This is a genomic window from Agromyces ramosus (genome assembly GCF_004216665.1).
GTDB classification, from domain to species: Bacteria; Actinomycetota; Actinomycetes; order Actinomycetales; family Microbacteriaceae; genus Agromyces; species Agromyces ramosus.
This window is the reverse complement of the sequence record NZ_SGWY01000003.1, coordinates 502309-517379: the sequence shown is the minus strand read 5'-3', so window position 1 is coordinate 517379 and position 15071 is coordinate 502309. Positions and strand designations below refer to the sequence as shown.

At 72.4% G+C, this 15071-nt stretch carries 20 protein-coding genes; 12 read left to right on the top strand and 8 right to left on the bottom strand.

Annotated features, from left to right (window positions below; genetic code table 11):
* The first annotated feature begins 145 nt into the window (after positions 1-145).
* A complete protein-coding gene (locus tag EV187_RS14400) occupies positions 146-817 on the top strand; it encodes a hypothetical protein (RefSeq protein WP_130353736.1) in 672 nt (223 codons plus the stop codon).
* Positions 818-911: 94 nt separating this feature from the next.
* On the opposite strand, the gene EV187_RS14395 is transcribed toward EV187_RS14400, so the two are convergent.
* From EV187_RS14395 to EV187_RS14385, 3 genes are all read right to left on the bottom strand, one after another.
* Complete coding sequence (locus tag EV187_RS14395; protein WP_130353735.1) at positions 912-1289, bottom strand: YciI family protein; 378 nt, start codon at positions 1287-1289, stop codon at positions 912-914.
* Between the two features lie 139 nt (positions 1290-1428).
* Complete coding sequence (locus EV187_RS14390) at positions 1429-1632, bottom strand: hypothetical protein (RefSeq protein WP_130353734.1); 204 nt, start codon at positions 1630-1632, stop codon at positions 1429-1431.
* A gap of 45 nt (positions 1633-1677) precedes the next feature.
* Positions 1678-2094 carry a CBS domain-containing protein gene (locus EV187_RS14385; RefSeq protein WP_130353733.1) on the bottom strand — a complete coding sequence of 139 codons (417 nt, stop codon included), beginning with the start codon at positions 2092-2094 and terminating at the stop codon, positions 1678-1680.
* 159 nt (positions 2095-2253) lie between these two features.
* Here EV187_RS14385 and EV187_RS14380 point away from each other — a divergent pair, with 159 nt between their 5' ends.
* The 5 genes from EV187_RS14380 to EV187_RS14365 all read left to right on the top strand — a co-directional run bounded on the left by EV187_RS14380 (position 2254) and on the right by EV187_RS14365 (position 6685).
* Positions 2254-3027, top strand: coding sequence for an alpha/beta fold hydrolase (locus EV187_RS14380; RefSeq protein WP_130353732.1), 774 nt, complete (start codon positions 2254-2256; stop codon positions 3025-3027).
* A 120-nt stretch (positions 3028-3147) separates the two neighbouring features.
* Complete coding sequence (locus tag EV187_RS18410) at positions 3148-3366, top strand: hypothetical protein (RefSeq protein ID WP_165391209.1); 219 nt, start codon at positions 3148-3150, stop codon at positions 3364-3366.
* A 479-nt stretch (positions 3367-3845) separates the two neighbouring features.
* Positions 3846-4064, top strand: coding sequence for a hypothetical protein (locus EV187_RS14375; RefSeq protein WP_130353731.1), 219 nt, complete (start codon positions 3846-3848; stop codon positions 4062-4064).
* 201 nt (positions 4065-4265) lie between these two features.
* The gene (locus EV187_RS14370) at positions 4266-5549 is read left to right on the top strand and encodes a hypothetical protein (protein WP_130353730.1); all 1284 of its coding nucleotides are present in this window, start codon (positions 4266-4268) and stop codon (positions 5547-5549) included.
* Between the two features lie 623 nt (positions 5550-6172).
* Positions 6173-6685 (top strand): methylated-DNA--[protein]-cysteine S-methyltransferase, encoded by a 513-nt coding sequence (locus tag EV187_RS14365; RefSeq protein WP_130353729.1) that lies wholly within the window; start codon positions 6173-6175, stop codon positions 6683-6685.
* Between the two features lie 111 nt (positions 6686-6796).
* Here EV187_RS14365 and EV187_RS18800 read toward each other — a convergent pair whose 3' ends face one another.
* Positions 6797-7621: a DUF1345 domain-containing protein gene (locus EV187_RS18800; protein ID WP_130353728.1), complete on the bottom strand. Its 825-nt coding sequence runs from the start codon at positions 7619-7621 to the stop codon at positions 6797-6799.
* A gap of 171 nt (positions 7622-7792) precedes the next feature.
* Here EV187_RS18800 and EV187_RS14355 point away from each other — a divergent pair, with 171 nt between their 5' ends.
* Positions 7793-8518, top strand: a complete 726-nt coding sequence (locus tag EV187_RS14355; protein WP_130353727.1) for a nucleoside/nucleotide kinase family protein — start codon at positions 7793-7795, stop codon at positions 8516-8518.
* Positions 8519-8527: 9 nt separating this feature from the next.
* Here EV187_RS14355 and EV187_RS14350 read toward each other — a convergent pair whose 3' ends face one another.
* Positions 8528-8818 (bottom strand): hypothetical protein, encoded by a 291-nt coding sequence (locus tag EV187_RS14350; protein ID WP_130353726.1) that lies wholly within the window; start codon positions 8816-8818, stop codon positions 8528-8530.
* 135 nt (positions 8819-8953) lie between these two features.
* Between EV187_RS14350 and EV187_RS14345 the strand changes: the two genes are divergently transcribed.
* The 4 genes from EV187_RS14345 (at position 8954) to EV187_RS14330 (ending at position 11196) form a co-directional block, all read left to right on the top strand.
* Complete coding sequence (locus EV187_RS14345) at positions 8954-9226, top strand: DUF4242 domain-containing protein (protein ID WP_130353725.1); 273 nt, start codon at positions 8954-8956, stop codon at positions 9224-9226.
* A gap of 220 nt (positions 9227-9446) precedes the next feature.
* Positions 9447-9704 carry a hypothetical protein gene (locus EV187_RS14340; protein WP_130353724.1) on the top strand — a complete coding sequence of 86 codons (258 nt, stop codon included), beginning with the start codon at positions 9447-9449 and terminating at the stop codon, positions 9702-9704.
* A gap of 270 nt (positions 9705-9974) precedes the next feature.
* Positions 9975-10604, top strand: coding sequence for a hemerythrin domain-containing protein (locus EV187_RS14335; protein ID WP_242609615.1), 630 nt, complete (start codon positions 9975-9977; stop codon positions 10602-10604).
* A 139-nt stretch (positions 10605-10743) separates the two neighbouring features.
* Complete coding sequence (locus EV187_RS14330) at positions 10744-11196, top strand: methyltransferase family protein (RefSeq protein WP_165391208.1); 453 nt, start codon at positions 10744-10746, stop codon at positions 11194-11196.
* A 180-nt stretch (positions 11197-11376) separates the two neighbouring features.
* Here EV187_RS14330 and EV187_RS14325 read toward each other — a convergent pair whose 3' ends face one another.
* Both EV187_RS14325 and EV187_RS14320 read right to left on the bottom strand, forming a co-directional pair.
* On the bottom strand, positions 11377-11793 hold the full coding sequence (locus tag EV187_RS14325; RefSeq protein ID WP_242609614.1) for a PNPOx family protein: 417 nt from the start codon (positions 11791-11793) through the stop codon (positions 11377-11379).
* 25 nt (positions 11794-11818) lie between these two features.
* Complete coding sequence (locus tag EV187_RS14320; RefSeq protein WP_165391207.1) at positions 11819-13279, bottom strand: maltokinase N-terminal cap-like domain-containing protein; 1461 nt, start codon at positions 13277-13279, stop codon at positions 11819-11821.
* Positions 13280-13413: 134 nt separating this feature from the next.
* Here EV187_RS14320 and EV187_RS14315 point away from each other — a divergent pair, with 134 nt between their 5' ends.
* Complete coding sequence (locus tag EV187_RS14315) at positions 13414-14205, top strand: ZIP family metal transporter (protein ID WP_130353720.1); 792 nt, start codon at positions 13414-13416, stop codon at positions 14203-14205.
* A gap of 5 nt (positions 14206-14210) precedes the next feature.
* Here EV187_RS14315 and EV187_RS14310 read toward each other — a convergent pair whose 3' ends face one another.
* Complete coding sequence (locus EV187_RS14310; protein WP_130353719.1) at positions 14211-15032, bottom strand: MOSC domain-containing protein; 822 nt, start codon at positions 15030-15032, stop codon at positions 14211-14213.
* Positions 15033-15071 lie beyond the last annotated feature (39 nt).

Below are 15071 nucleotides of genomic sequence, written 5' to 3'. Positions count from 1 at the left end.
TTCACCGCTGCGCGAGGGGTCGGGGGCGGATGCCTCCGGCCCCTTGTCGCTCCGCGAGTGCGCCCGGTGCGCCCGACAAACCGGGCGAAGAGCGGGCGCGTGATCGCGAATCCAGTACTGTCGGCCTCGTGATGGAGGGTGGGCCATGGTGGACCTGATCGCGTCGGTTCCGTTGCTCGTGGCGCTCGTCGGGGCGGCGATCGCCTTGGCTGGTGCGGCGCTCGCGCGGCGCCACGACCGTCAGCAGCAGGCGCGAACGTTCCTCCTGCAGTCGTCGGAGCGTTTCGCACGAGCCGCCATCACCGCGCTCGCCGCGTTACGGAGCGTCACGCCGCCGAAGCGGAGTGGGCCGGGCACGGCAGTCCACCGGAACGAGCGATTGCTCGAGGATGTCGCCGCTCGCGAGCGCGCGCTCAAGACCTGCCGTCGAGCGATCGACGAGGTGCGGGTGGAACGAGCGAGTATCCGCCTGGACTTCCACCCCAAGTCGTGGCCTGCCGAGTGGTCCAGGTGCACGCTGGCGTACCTGCGTGCGGCCCTCGAGACCGCTGAGACCTTCTACGCCGAGTTCGCCGCTCAGGCGGATTCGGAGGTCGACGAATGGCGGCGTTCGTCGGGCGATCGGCTCAGGAAGAAGTACAAGGAGTCGCGCGCAAGGGCGTACTGGGGACTCGACAACTTCTTCGATGCGGTCGCCACCCGACTCGTCGCACCGACGTGGAACCCCGCGAAAATCGAGCGCGCCACGTTCCAAGGGCCGATTCCCGAGTCGCATCCTGCTGCCGCCGATCGCCGCATCGGGGTCCCTGAGAGCTGACCCGCGGCGGCATCCGCTCACCCACGGGGATCGCCTCGGAGCTCAGTTCGGACGGCACGATGGCCGGTCCGCGGGCGGGCTCGGGTTCACGGTCCTATTCGGCGGGACGCTCCTGCAGCGCACGCACCTCGACGCGGGACTGCAGGGCGGCGGACGCCTTCGTCGCCCAGTAGATTGCCGCGGCCTCGTCGGCCGCCTCGATCACCCAGAAGCCGCCGACGTACGCCGGCGCCTCTACGAACGGCTCGTCGAGCACGCGCGTCTCGCCCGACGTGACGTCGACGGTCTTCGCCGTCGAGGGCGGGTTGAGGCCGCCGGCGAACACCCATGCGCCCGAGTCCTGCAGGGCGGCATTGAACTCGTCGACCGCGGCGATGACGGCGGCGAGCTCGGCGGGGTCGAGCTCCTGCATCGACGCCATCGTCGGCTCGGTCGCGGAGTCGTGGGGCAGGGTCAGGAAGTACTGCGTCATCGGGTCGATCCTCTCGTCGTGGGCGGCGTCGGTGTCGCCCTCACTGAGGACGTCGAACGGGCACGACGCCGGATCGACACCCGCGGGCGGGGTGCGAGTGTCGCGGGGCGAGCTCGGGCGAGTTCGGGCGGGCGCGCGCCTACTCCTCGACGCCGGGGTCGCCGCCCTCGAGGCCGCCGTCGGTCGAGTCGGTCATCGGCTCGTCGTTGCCGGGCGCGCCGGGCTTGTCGCCGGCGGGCTGGGCGCTCGAGTCGGATCGGTCGTCGGCCCGCCCCGCGGCATCCCGCCGCTCGTCGTCCTCGGGAACGGGGGACCTGTCGTCGGAGAATGTCGAATCGGTCATGATGTGCTCCTTCGCGGATTACTGGGACGGTGCTGCGGTGAGGGGTCAGTCCTCGGAGATCTCGGCGACGGTCTCGCCGGTCTGCACGGCGGAGAGCTCGCGGGCGATGTCGGCCTGGCTGATGATGCCGACGAGGCGGTGGTCGTCGATCACGGGCAGGCGGCGCACCTGCTGGTCCTGCATGACCTCGAGGGCCTCGCGGATGTCGACGTCGGCGCCGATCGTGAGCGGCTTGCCCTCGGCGAGGCTGCCGGCGGTCGCGGTGGTCGGGTCGCCGCCGTCGGCGATGCACTTCACCACGATGTCGCGGTCGGTGAGCATGCCCTTGAGCCGATCGTCATTGCCGCAGATCGGCAGGGCGCCCACGTCGAGGTCGCGCATCATCCGCGCCGCCTCGACGAGCGTCTGGTCCTCCTTCACGCAGGTGGGGTCGGGTGTCATGAGCTCGCGTGCGACGGTCATGGCGCGTCCTCTCGTTCGAGTCGGGTCCTGCTCGGTTCGATGTCGGCAGGCTACGCACGATCACCGCGTGCCGCGCGGGGGTTGACTCGTCGGCGGGATCCGTTGGGTACTGGTTCTCAGGTCGGCTCCGGTGGACGTGGGACTGGAACGGAGGCAGCAATGGCGGAACGCATCGACATCGACGGGGTGGACACCTGGACCGAGACGCGCGGAAGCGGCGAACACACCCTCGTGCTCCTTCACGGCGGTCTCGGCAACAGCGACGACCTCCTCGACTCGCTCGGCGCAGCAGACCTCGTCGCGAGCTTCCGGGTCGTCGCCTTCGACCGTCGCGGCCACGGCTACACCGCCGACACCGACGAGCCGTTCCACTACGACGACATGGCCACGCATGCGATCGGGGTGCTCGAGCACCTCGACGCCGCACCGAAGCCCCACCTCGTCGGATGGAGCGACGGTGGCATCGTGGCGATGCTCGTCGCGCTGCGCCGGCCCGATCTCGTCGATCGCCTCGTGCTCATCGGCACCAACTTCCACTTCGAGGGCATCCACGAACTCGATCCGGGCGACGGTGCACCGCCCGCGCTCATGCTCGAGGCCTACGCGAAGCGCTCACCCGACGGTGCCGACCACTATCCGGTCGTGGCCGAGAAGTTCATGGCGATGGCCACCAGCGAGCCGACGCTCACCCCCGGCGACCTCGCTCGCCTCGAGCACCCGACGCTGGTGCTCGTCGGCGACGACGACCTCGTGCGCCTCGACCACACGGTCGCCCTCTACGAGGCGCTTCCGGCCGGGCGGCTCTGCGTCGTCCCCGGCGCCTCGCACGCGGTCGTGCTCGAGCAGCCACGGCTCGTGGCCGCGATCATCACCGACTTCCTCCAGGGGCCGGAGCCGCCGCAGACGCTCCTGCCGATCCGGCGCTCCCCGTAGCGGCATCCGATCGAGCCGTAACCCGCTGTGGCGGTACCGAGCGCGCCGAGCTTTCGCAACCCGGATGCGGCGCGGCATCCGGCGAACTACCCTGAACGCATCGAGTGGAGGGGAACGACCATGAGCGACACCACTGGACGCGACGGCGCACCGCTTCGGGACGATCGGAGGTTCGCCGACAGCGCGAACGAGCAGGCGCGGCTGCGCGAGGAGCACGACCGCGAGCTCGGCGTCGATCCGTTCTTCGAGGGCGCGAACATCACCGAGAGCGACGGTCCCGACCTCGAGGCCGGCGACGACCTCGACACCGGCGGCGGGCACCGCACTCCGCGCGACTGAGCGGATGTCGGTGCGGGATGTCGGCATGCCGTTCGACGCGCGCAACGAGTCTGGCGCCCGGCATCCGACGCCGTCACAACACCGTACGCATCTTTATCAGAGCTGAGGACAGGTCCGGTCGAGTCGTGAGATAAGAGCGGGAGCACTGGGTTTCAGGCGGCCTCCTTCGCCCTCCCCACGGAGGTAGCGCCAAGCAGACCACGGCTGGTCCCACCCGCCGCCGGACGCTCGTCACCCTGCCTCGGGCGCTCGTCACCGTGCTTCGCGCACGTGGCGTCGAGGTCTGGGGTGCCGCCTGCCTGCGGTGCCGCCTGCCGTCTGAGGTACCTAGGCGCGGCCCGAGGTAGCCGGAGCCATCTGAGGTGCCCAGGAGCCCGGAAGATAGGGCACCCACCCGATACGGCACCCCCGCCTCAGCGAGGAATCTGATCTCAACGGCCGGAACGCCGGCCCTGCACCGCCCCGAAGGGATCGGACTCATGAACCTCGCACACGGCTACGTCAGCCAGACGCTCCAGACCCACGACGAGCAGCTCGCGGTCCGCATCAATGAGCAGCGCCGTATCGCCGCCGAGCGCCGCGCCGACAAGGGAGAGCGCGCCGACGCCGGCCGCCGCCCGGGCCTCGGCCACCGGTTCAGCGAGTGGCGGCACGCGCGTGCGACCCGTCGCATCCACGGCCTGCCGGTCGCGCACTGATCGCGTCGCAGCATCCGCTCGACTGCGACGCGGGTGCCGGCACGGCTCCCGTCGCGGCATCCGCTCGACTGCGACGCGGGTGCCGGCACGGCTCAGGTCGGGGCATCCGCTCGCCCCTTCCCGAACGCGAGCGACGGCGTGGCCCGAACAGGGGGTGCCGCTGACCTGCCCCCCGCGCTGTCAGCGGAGTAGCCTCCGCTCATGGAACGACCCATCGTCGCGGCGCTGCGGCAGGTCATCGTCGACCGGGCGGACGCCGGCACCGGCGCTGCCGCGGGCAGCGAGGCGTTCGGGTCATCCGCAACGGGCGGCCTCGGCACCATCGTGCTGCCCGTGTTCGCAATCGCCGCCGCCCTGACGGCCGCGGTCTGCGTCGGGTCGCTCCTCGTCGAGTGGCTGCGGAAGCCCGAGGTCGGCACCCCCCTCGCGGTCACCGACCCCGAGTCCGCGGGGCTGCTCTCGGTCGGCTTCGTGTCGGGCAGCGCGTCGGCGCGCTGGCTGCCCGCGACGGTCATGCTGCTCGCGGCCGGCGGCGTCATCGCGATCCAGGATCGGCGCGCCGTCGGCGACAGCGAGGCGGAGCGCCCCCAGGACGTGCACCTCGTCTTCGACGGGGACCACCTGCTGTCCGTGGGGTGGGACGAGGAGTCGCGCGACTCCGCCGACGACACGGTGCTCGCGATGCTGTCGCCGGAAATCGCCGGTGGTGCACTCACGGTCGGTCGAGGCGCGAGTGTCGACGCGGATCGCGTTGTCAGAGACAACGAGCGCCTCCGCGCGCTCACGCAGCGCGGGTTCCGCGACGCGGCCGCGTGGTATCGCGAACCGCGGCCCGAACGGCGGTTCCGCGCCGCCACCATCGCCGGCGTGCTCGGGGTCGTGCTGGGCTTCCTCACCCTCGCCTTGCTCGATGACGCGGCGACCTCGATCGCGTGGAGCGCGATCGGCATCGGGGCGCTGTCGCTCGGGCTGCGCGTGATCCTGCCCCGATGGATCCCGCTGAACGCGGACGGCCTGCAGCTCCGCGAGCGGGCCAACGAGTGGCGCGAGGTCGTCGCGGGCACGGATGTCGCCAACGTGGCCGCGGGCGAGCGGCTCCTGCCCTGGGCGGTGCTGTTCGACGAGGCATCCGTGATCCGGCGGTTCGCGGAGCTGGCGGAGGAGTCGGGAGCCGCGCCCGCCTGGTACCGCTCGCTGGTCCCGTTCTCCGCGGCTCGCCTCGCGTCGTGCATCACCCTCGTCGCGACCGAGCTGTCGCAGCCGGTTCGCGTCGGCGGCGGGCTGCTGCGACGGAGCGAGGACTCCCGGTTCGGCGTGCCGATGATCGGCGACACCAAGGTGTGGGGTGGCGCGTACTTCGCCGGCGACGGCGGGGGCCCGGGCTCTGGCGGCGGCGGCGACGGCGGCGGTGGCGGTGGCGGGTTCGACGGCGGGGGCATCGGGGGATTCGACGGCGGTGGCGGGGGCGACGGCGGCGGGTTCTGAGGGCCGCACGTACGCCGGCGGCATCCGTTCGGCCCGCGCCCGCGCGGCGGCGTCCGTTCGGCCCGCACCCGCGCGGCGGCATCCGTTCGGCCCGCACCCGCGCGGCGGCATCCGTTCGGCCCCGCGCCCGCGCGGCGGCATCCGTTCGGCCCGGCGCCCGCGCGGCGGCATCTCCGCGGCTCGGGCTGACGCAACTCAGGAGAATGGGCGGCTCAGCCCCGAATTCCAGGTCGAGGCGGCGAATCTCCTGCGTTGTGGGCGGATCCCGCCGCCCGATGTCGGCCGCGAGCCTGCTGCACCCAGACGCCGCCCCTTCGCGCCACCGCTTCACGCCGCCCCTTCGCCTCGCCCCTTGGCGGCGTCTGCGCGCCCACGCGCGGACGGGGCATCCGCCCGGCTGACCGAACGCATGATGAGAGGCGGCTGAGGCTCAAATATGGAGGTGAGGGGCCGCTCATCCTGCAGAGTGTGGCAGAGGTCGGCGCAGCGCGAGTGCGACCGGTGCCCACGCGGGCGCCCAGCTGCGGCCGCACGGTCAGGACGGTGGATCCCGGCGGCGTCGAGGTCCGGAATCCGCCATCTGGCACGCGCGCGCGAACCCGCCGCGGGGTGAGGATGGAGGCATGCCCAGCCGTCACGCCGCACTGCCGACCGCGCTCGGCGAGCTGCTGGTCGTCGCCGATGACGACGGCCTGACCGGGATCTACTTCCCGGGGCACTGGCACCCGCCGGCCGCCGGGTCGATCGGCGTCGAGGTGGAGGCGCACGACGACAGGCTCTTCGCGGCGCTGGGCGCGCAGCTCGGCGAGTACCTCGAGGGGCGCCGCACCGGGTTCGACCTCCCGATGTCGCCGGCGGGCGACGAGTTCCAGCACGCGGTGTGGGCGATGCTGCGCGAGATCCCGTACGGCGAGACGACGTCGTACGGCGAGCTGGCCCTGCGCCTCGGCGACCGCAACCTGGCGCGCCGCGTCGGCAACGCGGTCGGGCGCAACCCGCTGAGCATCCTCGTGCCGTGCCACCGCGTCGTCGGCGCCCACGGCTCGCTCACCGGCTACGCGGGCGGGCTCGAGCGCAAGCGATTCCTGCTCGAGCTCGAGGGTGCACCGGTCGTCGCGCAGGCGCGGTTGTTCTGAGCGCTCGCGGAGCAGGCCAGGGGAGCGGGGGCACGGGCAGGAGAAGGACGGCGGGGCGCGGGGCCGCCCGGGCGCGGGGCCGCCGGGTGACGGCCGCCACGGGGCATCCGCTCAGTTGGTGAAGCTGCCGCCCATGATGGTGTTCAGCGCGAGCACGATGATGAAGCCGTTGAAGAAGAAGCTGAGCACCGAGTGCCACACGACCGTCCAGCGGATGGGCGGGGCGGTCTCGACGTCGTTCGGCGTGAAGCTCGTGCCGACCATGAACGAGACGTAGACGAAGTCGAGCAGGCCCGGATCCTTCGTGTACGGGAAGACCAGCGGGGGGACGGCGGTGGCGTCGGCCCCGGTTCCGGCGGCCCGACCATCGGCGTCGACCGTGGCTTCCGCCGCGGCGTCGACCGCGGCATCCGCCGCTGCTTCGGCCTGGGCATCCGCCGCCGCCGTGTTCTCCGCCTGGCGACGGACGCGACCCGGCCCGTGGTGGTAGAGCCGGTAGTAGATCTGCGCGTAGCCCCAGTGCAGGAAGCCCCACGCGAGGAGCATCGCCCACACGCCGAAGAAGTCGATGGCGCTCGCGTAGGCGGCGTCGGAGCGCAGCACGAGCAGCTCGCTCGCGGCCGCGACGCCGATGATGCTCGAGAGGATCGTGACGATGAGCGAGGCGAAGCGGCCGGGCGGGCGCGTCGAGATCAGGGTGGCCGACCCGCGCCAAGCGCTGCGCGAGAGGCGGCCGAGCACGACCATCCAGCCGATCATGTAGAAGGTCGACAGCAGGCACCAGCTGATGAGCGAGATCATCTGGACGTCGGTGCCCTCGTCGGCGAAGACGAACACCACGCCGACCACGAGCACCACGGTGAGCGTCACGAGGTTCACGATGCGTCCGGTGCGTCGCGTGGCCACCGCGACGATCCCGGTCGTGACCTCCGTCATGCGCGCCTCCCCCGTCGAGTCCCGCGCCCCGCGCCCCGCGACGCGGCGTTCGCGTCACGTTCCCCTATGGTGCACCGTTGCGGGGTGGATCGGCCAGAGGCGGGCGGGTCGGCGAGCGGATGCCGCGGGGCGCGTCGCGAGCGGATGCCGCGGGTGCGACATGCTGGAGGCATGTCCGCGACCGAGCCGTCCCCGTCACCCGAGGCGCTCGCCGCGGTCGGCGTGCTCGCCGATCGGGTGCTCGACCGGCTCGCGACATCCGCCGGACGCATCGTGCTCGGGATCACGGGCAGCCCCGGTGCGGGAAAGACGACGCTCGCCCGGTCGCTCGTCGAGGCGCTGAACGAGGGCGCCGGCGGAACCGCCGACCCCGGCGTCGGCCCCGTCGCGGTGCACCTGCCGATGGACGGCTTCCACCTGGCGAACGCGACCCTCGACGAGCTCGGGCTGCGGCAGCGCAAGGGCGCGATCGAGACCTTCGACGGATGGGGCTTCGTCGCGCTGCTCGAGCGGGTCCGCCGCGAGGTCGACCACACGGTGTACGCCCCCGCGTTCGAGCGGGCGGTCGACGAGCCGGTCGCGGGGGAGATCGCAATCGAGGCATCCGCCCGCGTCGTGGTGGTCGAGGGCAATTACCTGCTCAGCGAGGCCGAGCCGTGGCGGCGCGTGCGCGACCTGCTCGACGAGTCGTGGTTCTGCGATGCCGACGACGACGAGCGGATGTCGCGGCTGGTGCACCGGCACACCGAGTCCGGTCGCTCGCCGGCGGCGGCACGGGCATGGGCGAGCGAGGTCGACGGCGCGAACGCGCGGAGAATCGCGCCGTCGCGCGAGCGGGCCGACCTCGTCGTGTCGGGCGTCACCTGGGCGGTCGTCGCCGACCGCCGGCGCGCGTGAGCGCCCGAATCAGCCCGCCGTGCGGACCTTCCCGTACGGGTCGACGGTGATGATCGCCGTGAGCTTCTTGCGGTTCAGCGCCCGGTAGATCACGTAGATCAGCCACAGGCCGCCCGTGAGGATGACGAGGATGAGGTTCCAGAACCATCCGATCCGCTTGTTCTTCGACAGCACCGCCTGGCCGCCCGAGGCCGTCTCAACGGTCCATCCGTTCTTCGCGTACTTCGCCACCTCGGCGTTGAGGATCTGCGCGCGGATGTCCTCCGGCAGCGGAGCAGGAGCCGAGTTCACATCAGTCATTCCCGAACCCTAACCCGGCTTCCGACGCGACGGCAGCCCCCGTCGCATCCGCTCCGCCGCCGAGCGCACCTGCCGAGACGGAACATGAGGAGTACTCTGGTCTGGCAGACACGGGGGCGAGGGGGGAATCCGCCGATGCCGTACTACATCATCGAGCGCAACTACGCCGAAGAGGTCGTGACGCCGGTCGAGGCCGCGGCCGACATCAACCTCATCAACGACGAGGAAGAGGTTCGGTGGCTGTACTCGTTCCTCTCGATCGATCGCCGCAAGAGCTACTGCCTCTACGAAGCGCCGTCGATCGAGGCGATCCGCGCGGCCGCGGTGCGCGCCGGGCTGCCGGCCGACGTCGTCACCGAGGTGACCGGACGCGTGATGCCGAGCGGCATCCTCACGCCGGTCGCCTGACCGCGCGCGACGCCTGACACGCCGACCGACGACCCGGACTCCGGGCGCCGGCCGCTCAGCCGTGTCCGCGATCGCCCGGATCAGCGGGGGCGATGGTCCGAATTGACTACTCCCACGCCCACCGAAGATGGGCGACCCGCGTCATGTGGCGAAGCACCCGCCTTTCTAGCGTGAGGACCACGAAGTTCCCCCGTGGCTCCATCATCGAAAGGACTGGATCATGAACGTACGCGTGTTCCTCGTCGTCCCGGCCGTACTGGCCGTGGGCATACTGGCGGGGTGTGGCCAGACCGGGGGCGACTCCGGTTCCGGTTCCGGCTCCGGCTCGGCGCACCTGAAGGCGCCGTCGACATGGGTCTGCAGTGCGCCCGCCTACATCCGCGAACGGGCGCCGGAAGGCTTCTGCGACTCCACCGACCAGGGCTCCTCGAGCTCGGACACCGTGAACGACGACCTCTCGCCCCTCAGGGGGCCGTGAGCACCGGTCGTCTCACCCGACGGGCCGGGAGCGTGCGCTCCCGGCCCGTCCTCTGCGTCCGTTGCCGTGACGCCCGACCGGGGTCTTGTCGTGCCGCCCGCCTGGTCGTAGGGTCGCGAGCGACGTGTTCCCTCACCGACGATCGGAGCCGACATGCCCGCGACCGCGCTTCCCTCGAGTGGCGACCAGCCCGAGCGGGCGCCAGGGGGTTCGGCGGGCGCCGGCTCACCGGGCATGCCGGGCGCAGCCAAGACCTGCGACGCACGCGGAATGGCCGAGATCCACCGCATGTTCAAGGCGGGGTTCGGTGAGGGCCGCACGCTGATCGAAGGGGTCGCCGAGGGCGACACGGTGCACGCCGAGGTCGTCGCCGACCACCTCGCGATGCTCTCGACCGGGCTCCATGCCCATCACGAGGGCGAGGACACCATGCTGTGGGACCCCCTCGAGCAGCGCGCCCCCTCGTGCGCGGTGCACGTCGAGCGCATGAAGGCGCAGCACGCCCGGATGCTCGTGCACCTCGAGGAGCTCGACGCCGCACTGCCCGCCTGGCGCGCGAGCGCCACGGCGACGGATGCCGCGGGCGTCGTGTCCGCGCTCGACGGGATCAACGCCGCGCTCGCCGCGCACCTGCCCGACGAGGAGGCCAACATCGTGCCGGTCATGGAGACCGTGATCACCCAGAAGGAGGTCGACGCACTCTCCGAGCACGGACGCAAGGCGACGCCCAAGGGCAGGATGTTCCTCCAGCTCGGCGCCATCCTCGCCGCACAGCCCGACGGCGGCGCCGAATGGCAGCGCGAGCACCTGCCTCCGCCGGTGCGGCTCCTCTGGCGGTGGGTCGGCAAGCCGAAGTACGAGGCCAACCGCGCGGAGCTCGTGGGCGACCGGCGCTCGTAGGCGGGGCTGGTCGGTCGCCGCGAACAGCGCCCAAGGAGCTGACTCGGGATCGACCGCGGCGGGTCGGCGCACCGTCGGTCAGGCACTACGGATGCCGCCACCTCTCGGGGAGGAGGATGGTCCCAGGAGGCGAGCGCCGATGAGGGACCGTGCGAACTGGCTGGTGTTGGCGCAGTTCCTGCTGCTCGCCCTGCTGCTCCTGCCCGGCGACCCCATGTGGAGCGCGCCGTGGATCACCGTGCTGGCCGCGCTGCTCGTGATCGACGGCATCGTGCTCGCCGTCGCCGGATTCGCGGCACTCGGGCGCGACCTCGTCGTGTGGGTCGCGCCGAAGGAGGGCGCCACGCTGCGCACGACCGGCGTGTACCGGCTGACCCGCAACCCGATCTACCTCGGCCTCATCGTCGGCACGGCCGGGTGGGTGCTCTGGCGCGGGCGGTTCGAGCTCATCGTGGTGTGGCTGCTGCTCGTGACCGTGCTCGTCGTCAAGGCCCGCGTCGAGCAGCACCGGCTCGTCGACGCGTTCGGGGACGAGTACCGCGAGTACGCGGCGCAGACCCCGCTGCTGCTGTTCCGCCGAGGGATCCGCTGAGACCTCCGCTGGGACGCCGGCCGTGCGATTGTGCGGTAGTGCGGGTGTGCGGTGGTGCGGTGGTGCGGTTGTGCGGTGGTGCGGTGGTGCGGTGGTGCGGTGGTGCGGTGGTGCGGTTGTGCGGTGGTGCGGTGGTGCGGTGGTGCGGTGGTGCGGTGGTGCGGTTGTGCGGTTGCGCGGTCACGCGCTCCGGCCGGGCGTCTCCTCCGCCGCCTCGTGCAGCAACCGGAACTCGTGCCGTCGAAGCAGCCGCAGCACCACGCTGGCCGGCGGCCCGAACGCCGCGAGTCCCGCCTCCGTCGTGCACGGGGCGACGCCGTCGATCGCGTGCTCGCGTCCGTGCCAGGTGACCGTGCAGTGGCCGTGGGCCGCCTCGACGTTGCGGTACCAGTTCACGGCGGTGCCGTAGGTCAGCTCGGCGACGAAGCCGTCGGGCACCCGGGCGAGGATGAGCGGCGTCTCGAACACGGCGCCCGACTTCCGCCCGGTGTGCCGCACCAGCGAAAACGGCCCGAACCCCTGCCGGGCCATCTGCAGCGTGAGGGGGTTGAGGGTGTGCTTCATCGTCCACAGCCACGCCCGCTTGATCGGGCCCATCCGCCGCGCCATCGGCCGACGATCGCTATGCCATCGAGGGCGTGGACGGCTCGGGTCTGTCGGGCGCCGAGGCATCCGGTGACGCCCGCAGCGGGCCCGACTCGAGCAGGCTCATGATCGCGTGCAGCGGGATCGCCGCCCATGTCGGGCGGTTGCGGGCCTCGTAGATCGCCTCGTACACGGCCTTGTCGAGCTCGAACGCGGCGAGCAAGTCGCGGTAGGCCGACAGGTCGAGACCGGATGCCGCGACGTAGCCGTCGATGAACGCGTGCCGGGCGGCATCCGCCCAGGCCACCGCCGCCTCGGCGCGCTCCGGCAGGGCGATCGCGGTCGAGCCGGCCACGTAGTCGAACGACCGGAGCATGCCGGCGACGTCGCGCGCGGGCAGGTCGGGACGGCAGCGCTCGTGCATGGGGCGCAGCGGTTCGCCCTCGAAGTCGAGCAGCACCCAGCCGCGGCCGGGCACGAGCAGCACCTGTCCGAGGTGCAGGTCGCCGTGGATCCGCTGCAGCTCGGGCCACGCGCCGGCCTGCGCTCGGGCGTAGACCGCCTCGATCGCGGCGCGCTGCGCGCCGAGCTCGGGCACCTCCGCCACGGCGATGCCGAGGCGCCGGCTCCACGCGGCGGTGATGCGGTCGACGAGCTCCTCCGACGGCTGCTCGCGAGGGAACAGCTCGCGCAGTGAGAGGTGCACCTCGGCGACCGCGGCGCCGAGCGCTCGGGCCTCGTCGGTGAACGCGGAGTCGGTGGCGGCCGCAGTGAGCGCCACGCGCCACGCGTCCTCGACGCCCGGCAGGAACTCCTGCGCGAACGCGAGGTGTCCCCGGGCTCGCCCGGTGGGCTGCCCGACGTCGTCCCACTCGCCGTGCACGTCGCCCACGCTCGCCGGTACGTGCGGGGAGCCGGACGCCGCGAGCGCGGTCTGCAGCGTGACATCCGGGTTGTCGCCGTGGTGCAGCTGCCGGAACACCTTGCAGATCACCGGCGCCGACTCCGCAGGGCGGTAGATGATCGACGTGTTCGACTGCTCGCCGCCGAGTACCGTCGCCGGGGCGCTCAGCGGCGGTCGAGCGGATGCCGCGGCGCCGCCGCCGCGATCCTCCTCGCCGCCCGAGTACCGGCCCGAGGCAACCGCGCCTGCCGAGGCGGCGCGTCCCTCGCCCACGATGAGGTCGAGCAGCGCGTCGGTGTAGGCCCGGTCGTGCGGTCCGTCGTAGAGGAAGCCGCCCTCGGACAGCCGTCCGATGAGGTGGTCGGATGCCGCGGGCGAATGCTGCCGCACCGCGCGCTCGACGACCGGCACCTGGTAAAGGATCGGCGGTTCCGCGGCATCGTCCATCACGAGCAGCGTGCGGACGCGCGCGTCCTCCTCGGCCGTGGGCAGGTCGAACGCGCCGATGAGGCGGAGTGCGGGCGCATGGCCCTTGCCTCCGAACCACCGCTGCCGCGGCATCCACTCGGCGATCGCGGCGACGGCGCTGTCCATTCCTGAACCGTACGACGGCGCCGAGCGGATGTCGAGGAGCGACGCCGCGCGGCGGCGCCGTGCCGCGCGCAGCACAGCGCGGCGGTCGGGCGCAAGCCGGTGCCGCCGCAGCCGAGCGTGGCGATACTGGGCGCATGTGGACGGCGCTCCTCTACGGCGTGGTGGCCTCGAGCGCCCTGGTCATCGGGGCGTTCATCGGAGCGCGCTTCAAGCTGCCGAAGCGGTTCCTCGCGGTGATGCTGTCGTTCGCGGCGGGCGCCCTGATCACGGCGCTGGCCTTCGAGCTCTTCGAGGACGCCTACGAGCGCGGCGGGATCTGGCGGGCGGGCATCGGCCTGTTCGCGGGCGCGGCCGTGTTCACGGGACTCAGCGCCCTGCTCGACCGATGGGCGCAGCCGACGTCGAGCCCGAAACCGGCCGACGAGTATCGCGGCAGCGCGAAGCTCGACACGGATGCCGCTGCCGCCGACCGCCCGGCGACGGCGGTGTCGGTGCGCGGCTCGGCGGGCCTGGCGCTGCTCGCGGCCGCCACCCTCGACGGCGCCCCCGAGAACCTCGCCCTCGGCATCTCGTTGACCGAGGGGACCGGCGGCATCGCCCTGCTCGCCGCCATCTTCGTCTCCAACCTGCCGGAGGCGCTGGTGGGATCGGCATCGATGCGCGAACAGGGCCGTTCCATCCTGCAGATCATGGGCCTGTGGACCGCCTGCGGAGTGCTGCTCGTCTTCGCCGTGGTCGTCGGCGCCGGTCCGCTCTCGGGCAGCGACCCCGAGCTCGTCTCGCTGCCGCTGGCCTTCGCGGCCGGCGCCGTCATCGCGGCCCTCGCCGACACGATCATGCCCGAGGCCTATGAGCACGGCGGGCCGGCGGTGGCGCTGAGCACGGCGGCGGGGTTCGTGCTGTCGTTCGTGCTCTCGCTGGCGTGAGAACGTCAGCCCGGGCGCACCTCGTCGCCGACGGCGATCACGTCGGCCGGTGAACCCGCGAGGTCGGGCACGAGCCAGACGCCGAACCAGGTCTTGCCGTCCCACTTGCGGTGCTTCGCGAGCGTGCGGATCGGTTCCTTGCCACGCGCCAGCGTGATCGGGTCGATCGTCGTCATCACGCAGCGGTCGCACGTGCCGCTCACGCGGAACCGCACGTCGCCGAGCTGCACGAACGGCCAGCCGTCCTCGGCGAACGGCGCGTCGGGGTCGCCGTCGATGATCACGTTCGGCCGGAAGCGCAGCATGTCGATCGGGGGCGTCGACTCGTCGGTCCAGCGGTCGAGCTGGGCGAGGGAGGACTCGCTCGCGAGCAGCAGCGGCGCGGCGTCGGCGAGCGTCATCCGATCGCCCGGCAGGCCGCCTCTGGCCGGGTCCACCGGACGCGCTCGGGGATCCGGCTGCCAGATCAGCCGCACCCGCCGGCCCAGGCGGATGCCGAGCCAGTCATCGGCCTCCGAACCCGCGGGCAATGCCGTGCCCTGGCGCGACTGCCCCACGGCGACGGGCGCGGCATCCGTCGGGACGTCGACCCGCAGCGGCTCGCCCCCGGCGTCGCGATCGGCGAGCAGGAGCCCGCCGTCGGCGAGCACCTCCGCCGTGAGCGCGAGCAGGCCGTTGGCCTCGCGAGCGGTGACCAGCTCCCCCTCGGGGTCGACGACGGCCCACCGCCGATCGGCCTCGAGCCCCCACGGCAGCACGGTCGCCGAACCGACGTCGGCGCCGGCGAACGACTTGACGGGATACACGCGGAGGCGGGTCACCTGCATGCGAGTACGGTACCCGGTGCATGCGGATGCCGCGCGGCG

What these genes read in the sequence shown, in the direction of transcription:
- EV187_RS18410 (WP_165391209.1), top strand. Translation starts at nt 3,148, where the DNA reads ATGAGCGACACCACTGGACGCGACGGCGCACCGCTTCGGGACGATCGG.
- EV187_RS14330 (WP_165391208.1), top strand. Translation starts at nt 10,744, where the DNA reads ATGAGGGACCGTGCGAACTGGCTGGTGTTGGCGCAGTTCCTGCTGCTC.
- EV187_RS14320 (WP_165391207.1), bottom strand. Translation starts at nt 13,279, where the DNA reads ATGGACAGCGCCGTCGCCGCGATCGCCGAGTGGATGCCGCGGCAGCGG.
- EV187_RS14350 (WP_130353726.1), bottom strand. Translation starts at nt 8,818, where the DNA reads ATGACTGATGTGAACTCGGCTCCTGCTCCGCTGCCGGAGGACATCCGC.
- EV187_RS14355 (WP_130353727.1), top strand. Translation starts at nt 7,793, where the DNA reads ATGTCCGCGACCGAGCCGTCCCCGTCACCCGAGGCGCTCGCCGCGGTC.
- EV187_RS14345 (WP_130353725.1), top strand. Translation starts at nt 8,954, where the DNA reads ATGCCGTACTACATCATCGAGCGCAACTACGCCGAAGAGGTCGTGACG.
- EV187_RS14315 (WP_130353720.1), top strand. Translation starts at nt 13,414, where the DNA reads ATGTGGACGGCGCTCCTCTACGGCGTGGTGGCCTCGAGCGCCCTGGTC.
- EV187_RS14370 (WP_130353730.1), top strand. Translation starts at nt 4,266, where the DNA reads ATGGAACGACCCATCGTCGCGGCGCTGCGGCAGGTCATCGTCGACCGG.
- EV187_RS14395 (WP_130353735.1), bottom strand. Translation starts at nt 1,289, where the DNA reads ATGACGCAGTACTTCCTGACCCTGCCCCACGACTCCGCGACCGAGCCG.
- EV187_RS14375 (WP_130353731.1), top strand. Translation starts at nt 3,846, where the DNA reads ATGAACCTCGCACACGGCTACGTCAGCCAGACGCTCCAGACCCACGAC.
- EV187_RS14385 (WP_130353733.1), bottom strand. Translation starts at nt 2,094, where the DNA reads ATGACCGTCGCACGCGAGCTCATGACACCCGACCCCACCTGCGTGAAG.
- EV187_RS14340 (WP_130353724.1), top strand. Translation starts at nt 9,447, where the DNA reads ATGAACGTACGCGTGTTCCTCGTCGTCCCGGCCGTACTGGCCGTGGGC.
- EV187_RS14325 (WP_242609614.1), bottom strand. Translation starts at nt 11,793, where the DNA reads ATGGGCCCGATCAAGCGGGCGTGGCTGTGGACGATGAAGCACACCCTC.
- EV187_RS14310 (WP_130353719.1), bottom strand. Translation starts at nt 15,032, where the DNA reads ATGCAGGTGACCCGCCTCCGCGTGTATCCCGTCAAGTCGTTCGCCGGC.
- EV187_RS18800 (WP_130353728.1), bottom strand. Translation starts at nt 7,621, where the DNA reads ATGACGGAGGTCACGACCGGGATCGTCGCGGTGGCCACGCGACGCACC.
- EV187_RS14380 (WP_130353732.1), top strand. Translation starts at nt 2,254, where the DNA reads ATGGCGGAACGCATCGACATCGACGGGGTGGACACCTGGACCGAGACG.
- EV187_RS14390 (WP_130353734.1), bottom strand. Translation starts at nt 1,632, where the DNA reads ATGACCGATTCGACATTCTCCGACGACAGGTCCCCCGTTCCCGAGGAC.
- EV187_RS14400 (WP_130353736.1), top strand. Translation starts at nt 146, where the DNA reads ATGGTGGACCTGATCGCGTCGGTTCCGTTGCTCGTGGCGCTCGTCGGG.
- EV187_RS14335 (WP_242609615.1), top strand. Translation starts at nt 9,975, where the DNA reads ATGGCCGAGATCCACCGCATGTTCAAGGCGGGGTTCGGTGAGGGCCGC.
- EV187_RS14365 (WP_130353729.1), top strand. Translation starts at nt 6,173, where the DNA reads ATGCCCAGCCGTCACGCCGCACTGCCGACCGCGCTCGGCGAGCTGCTG.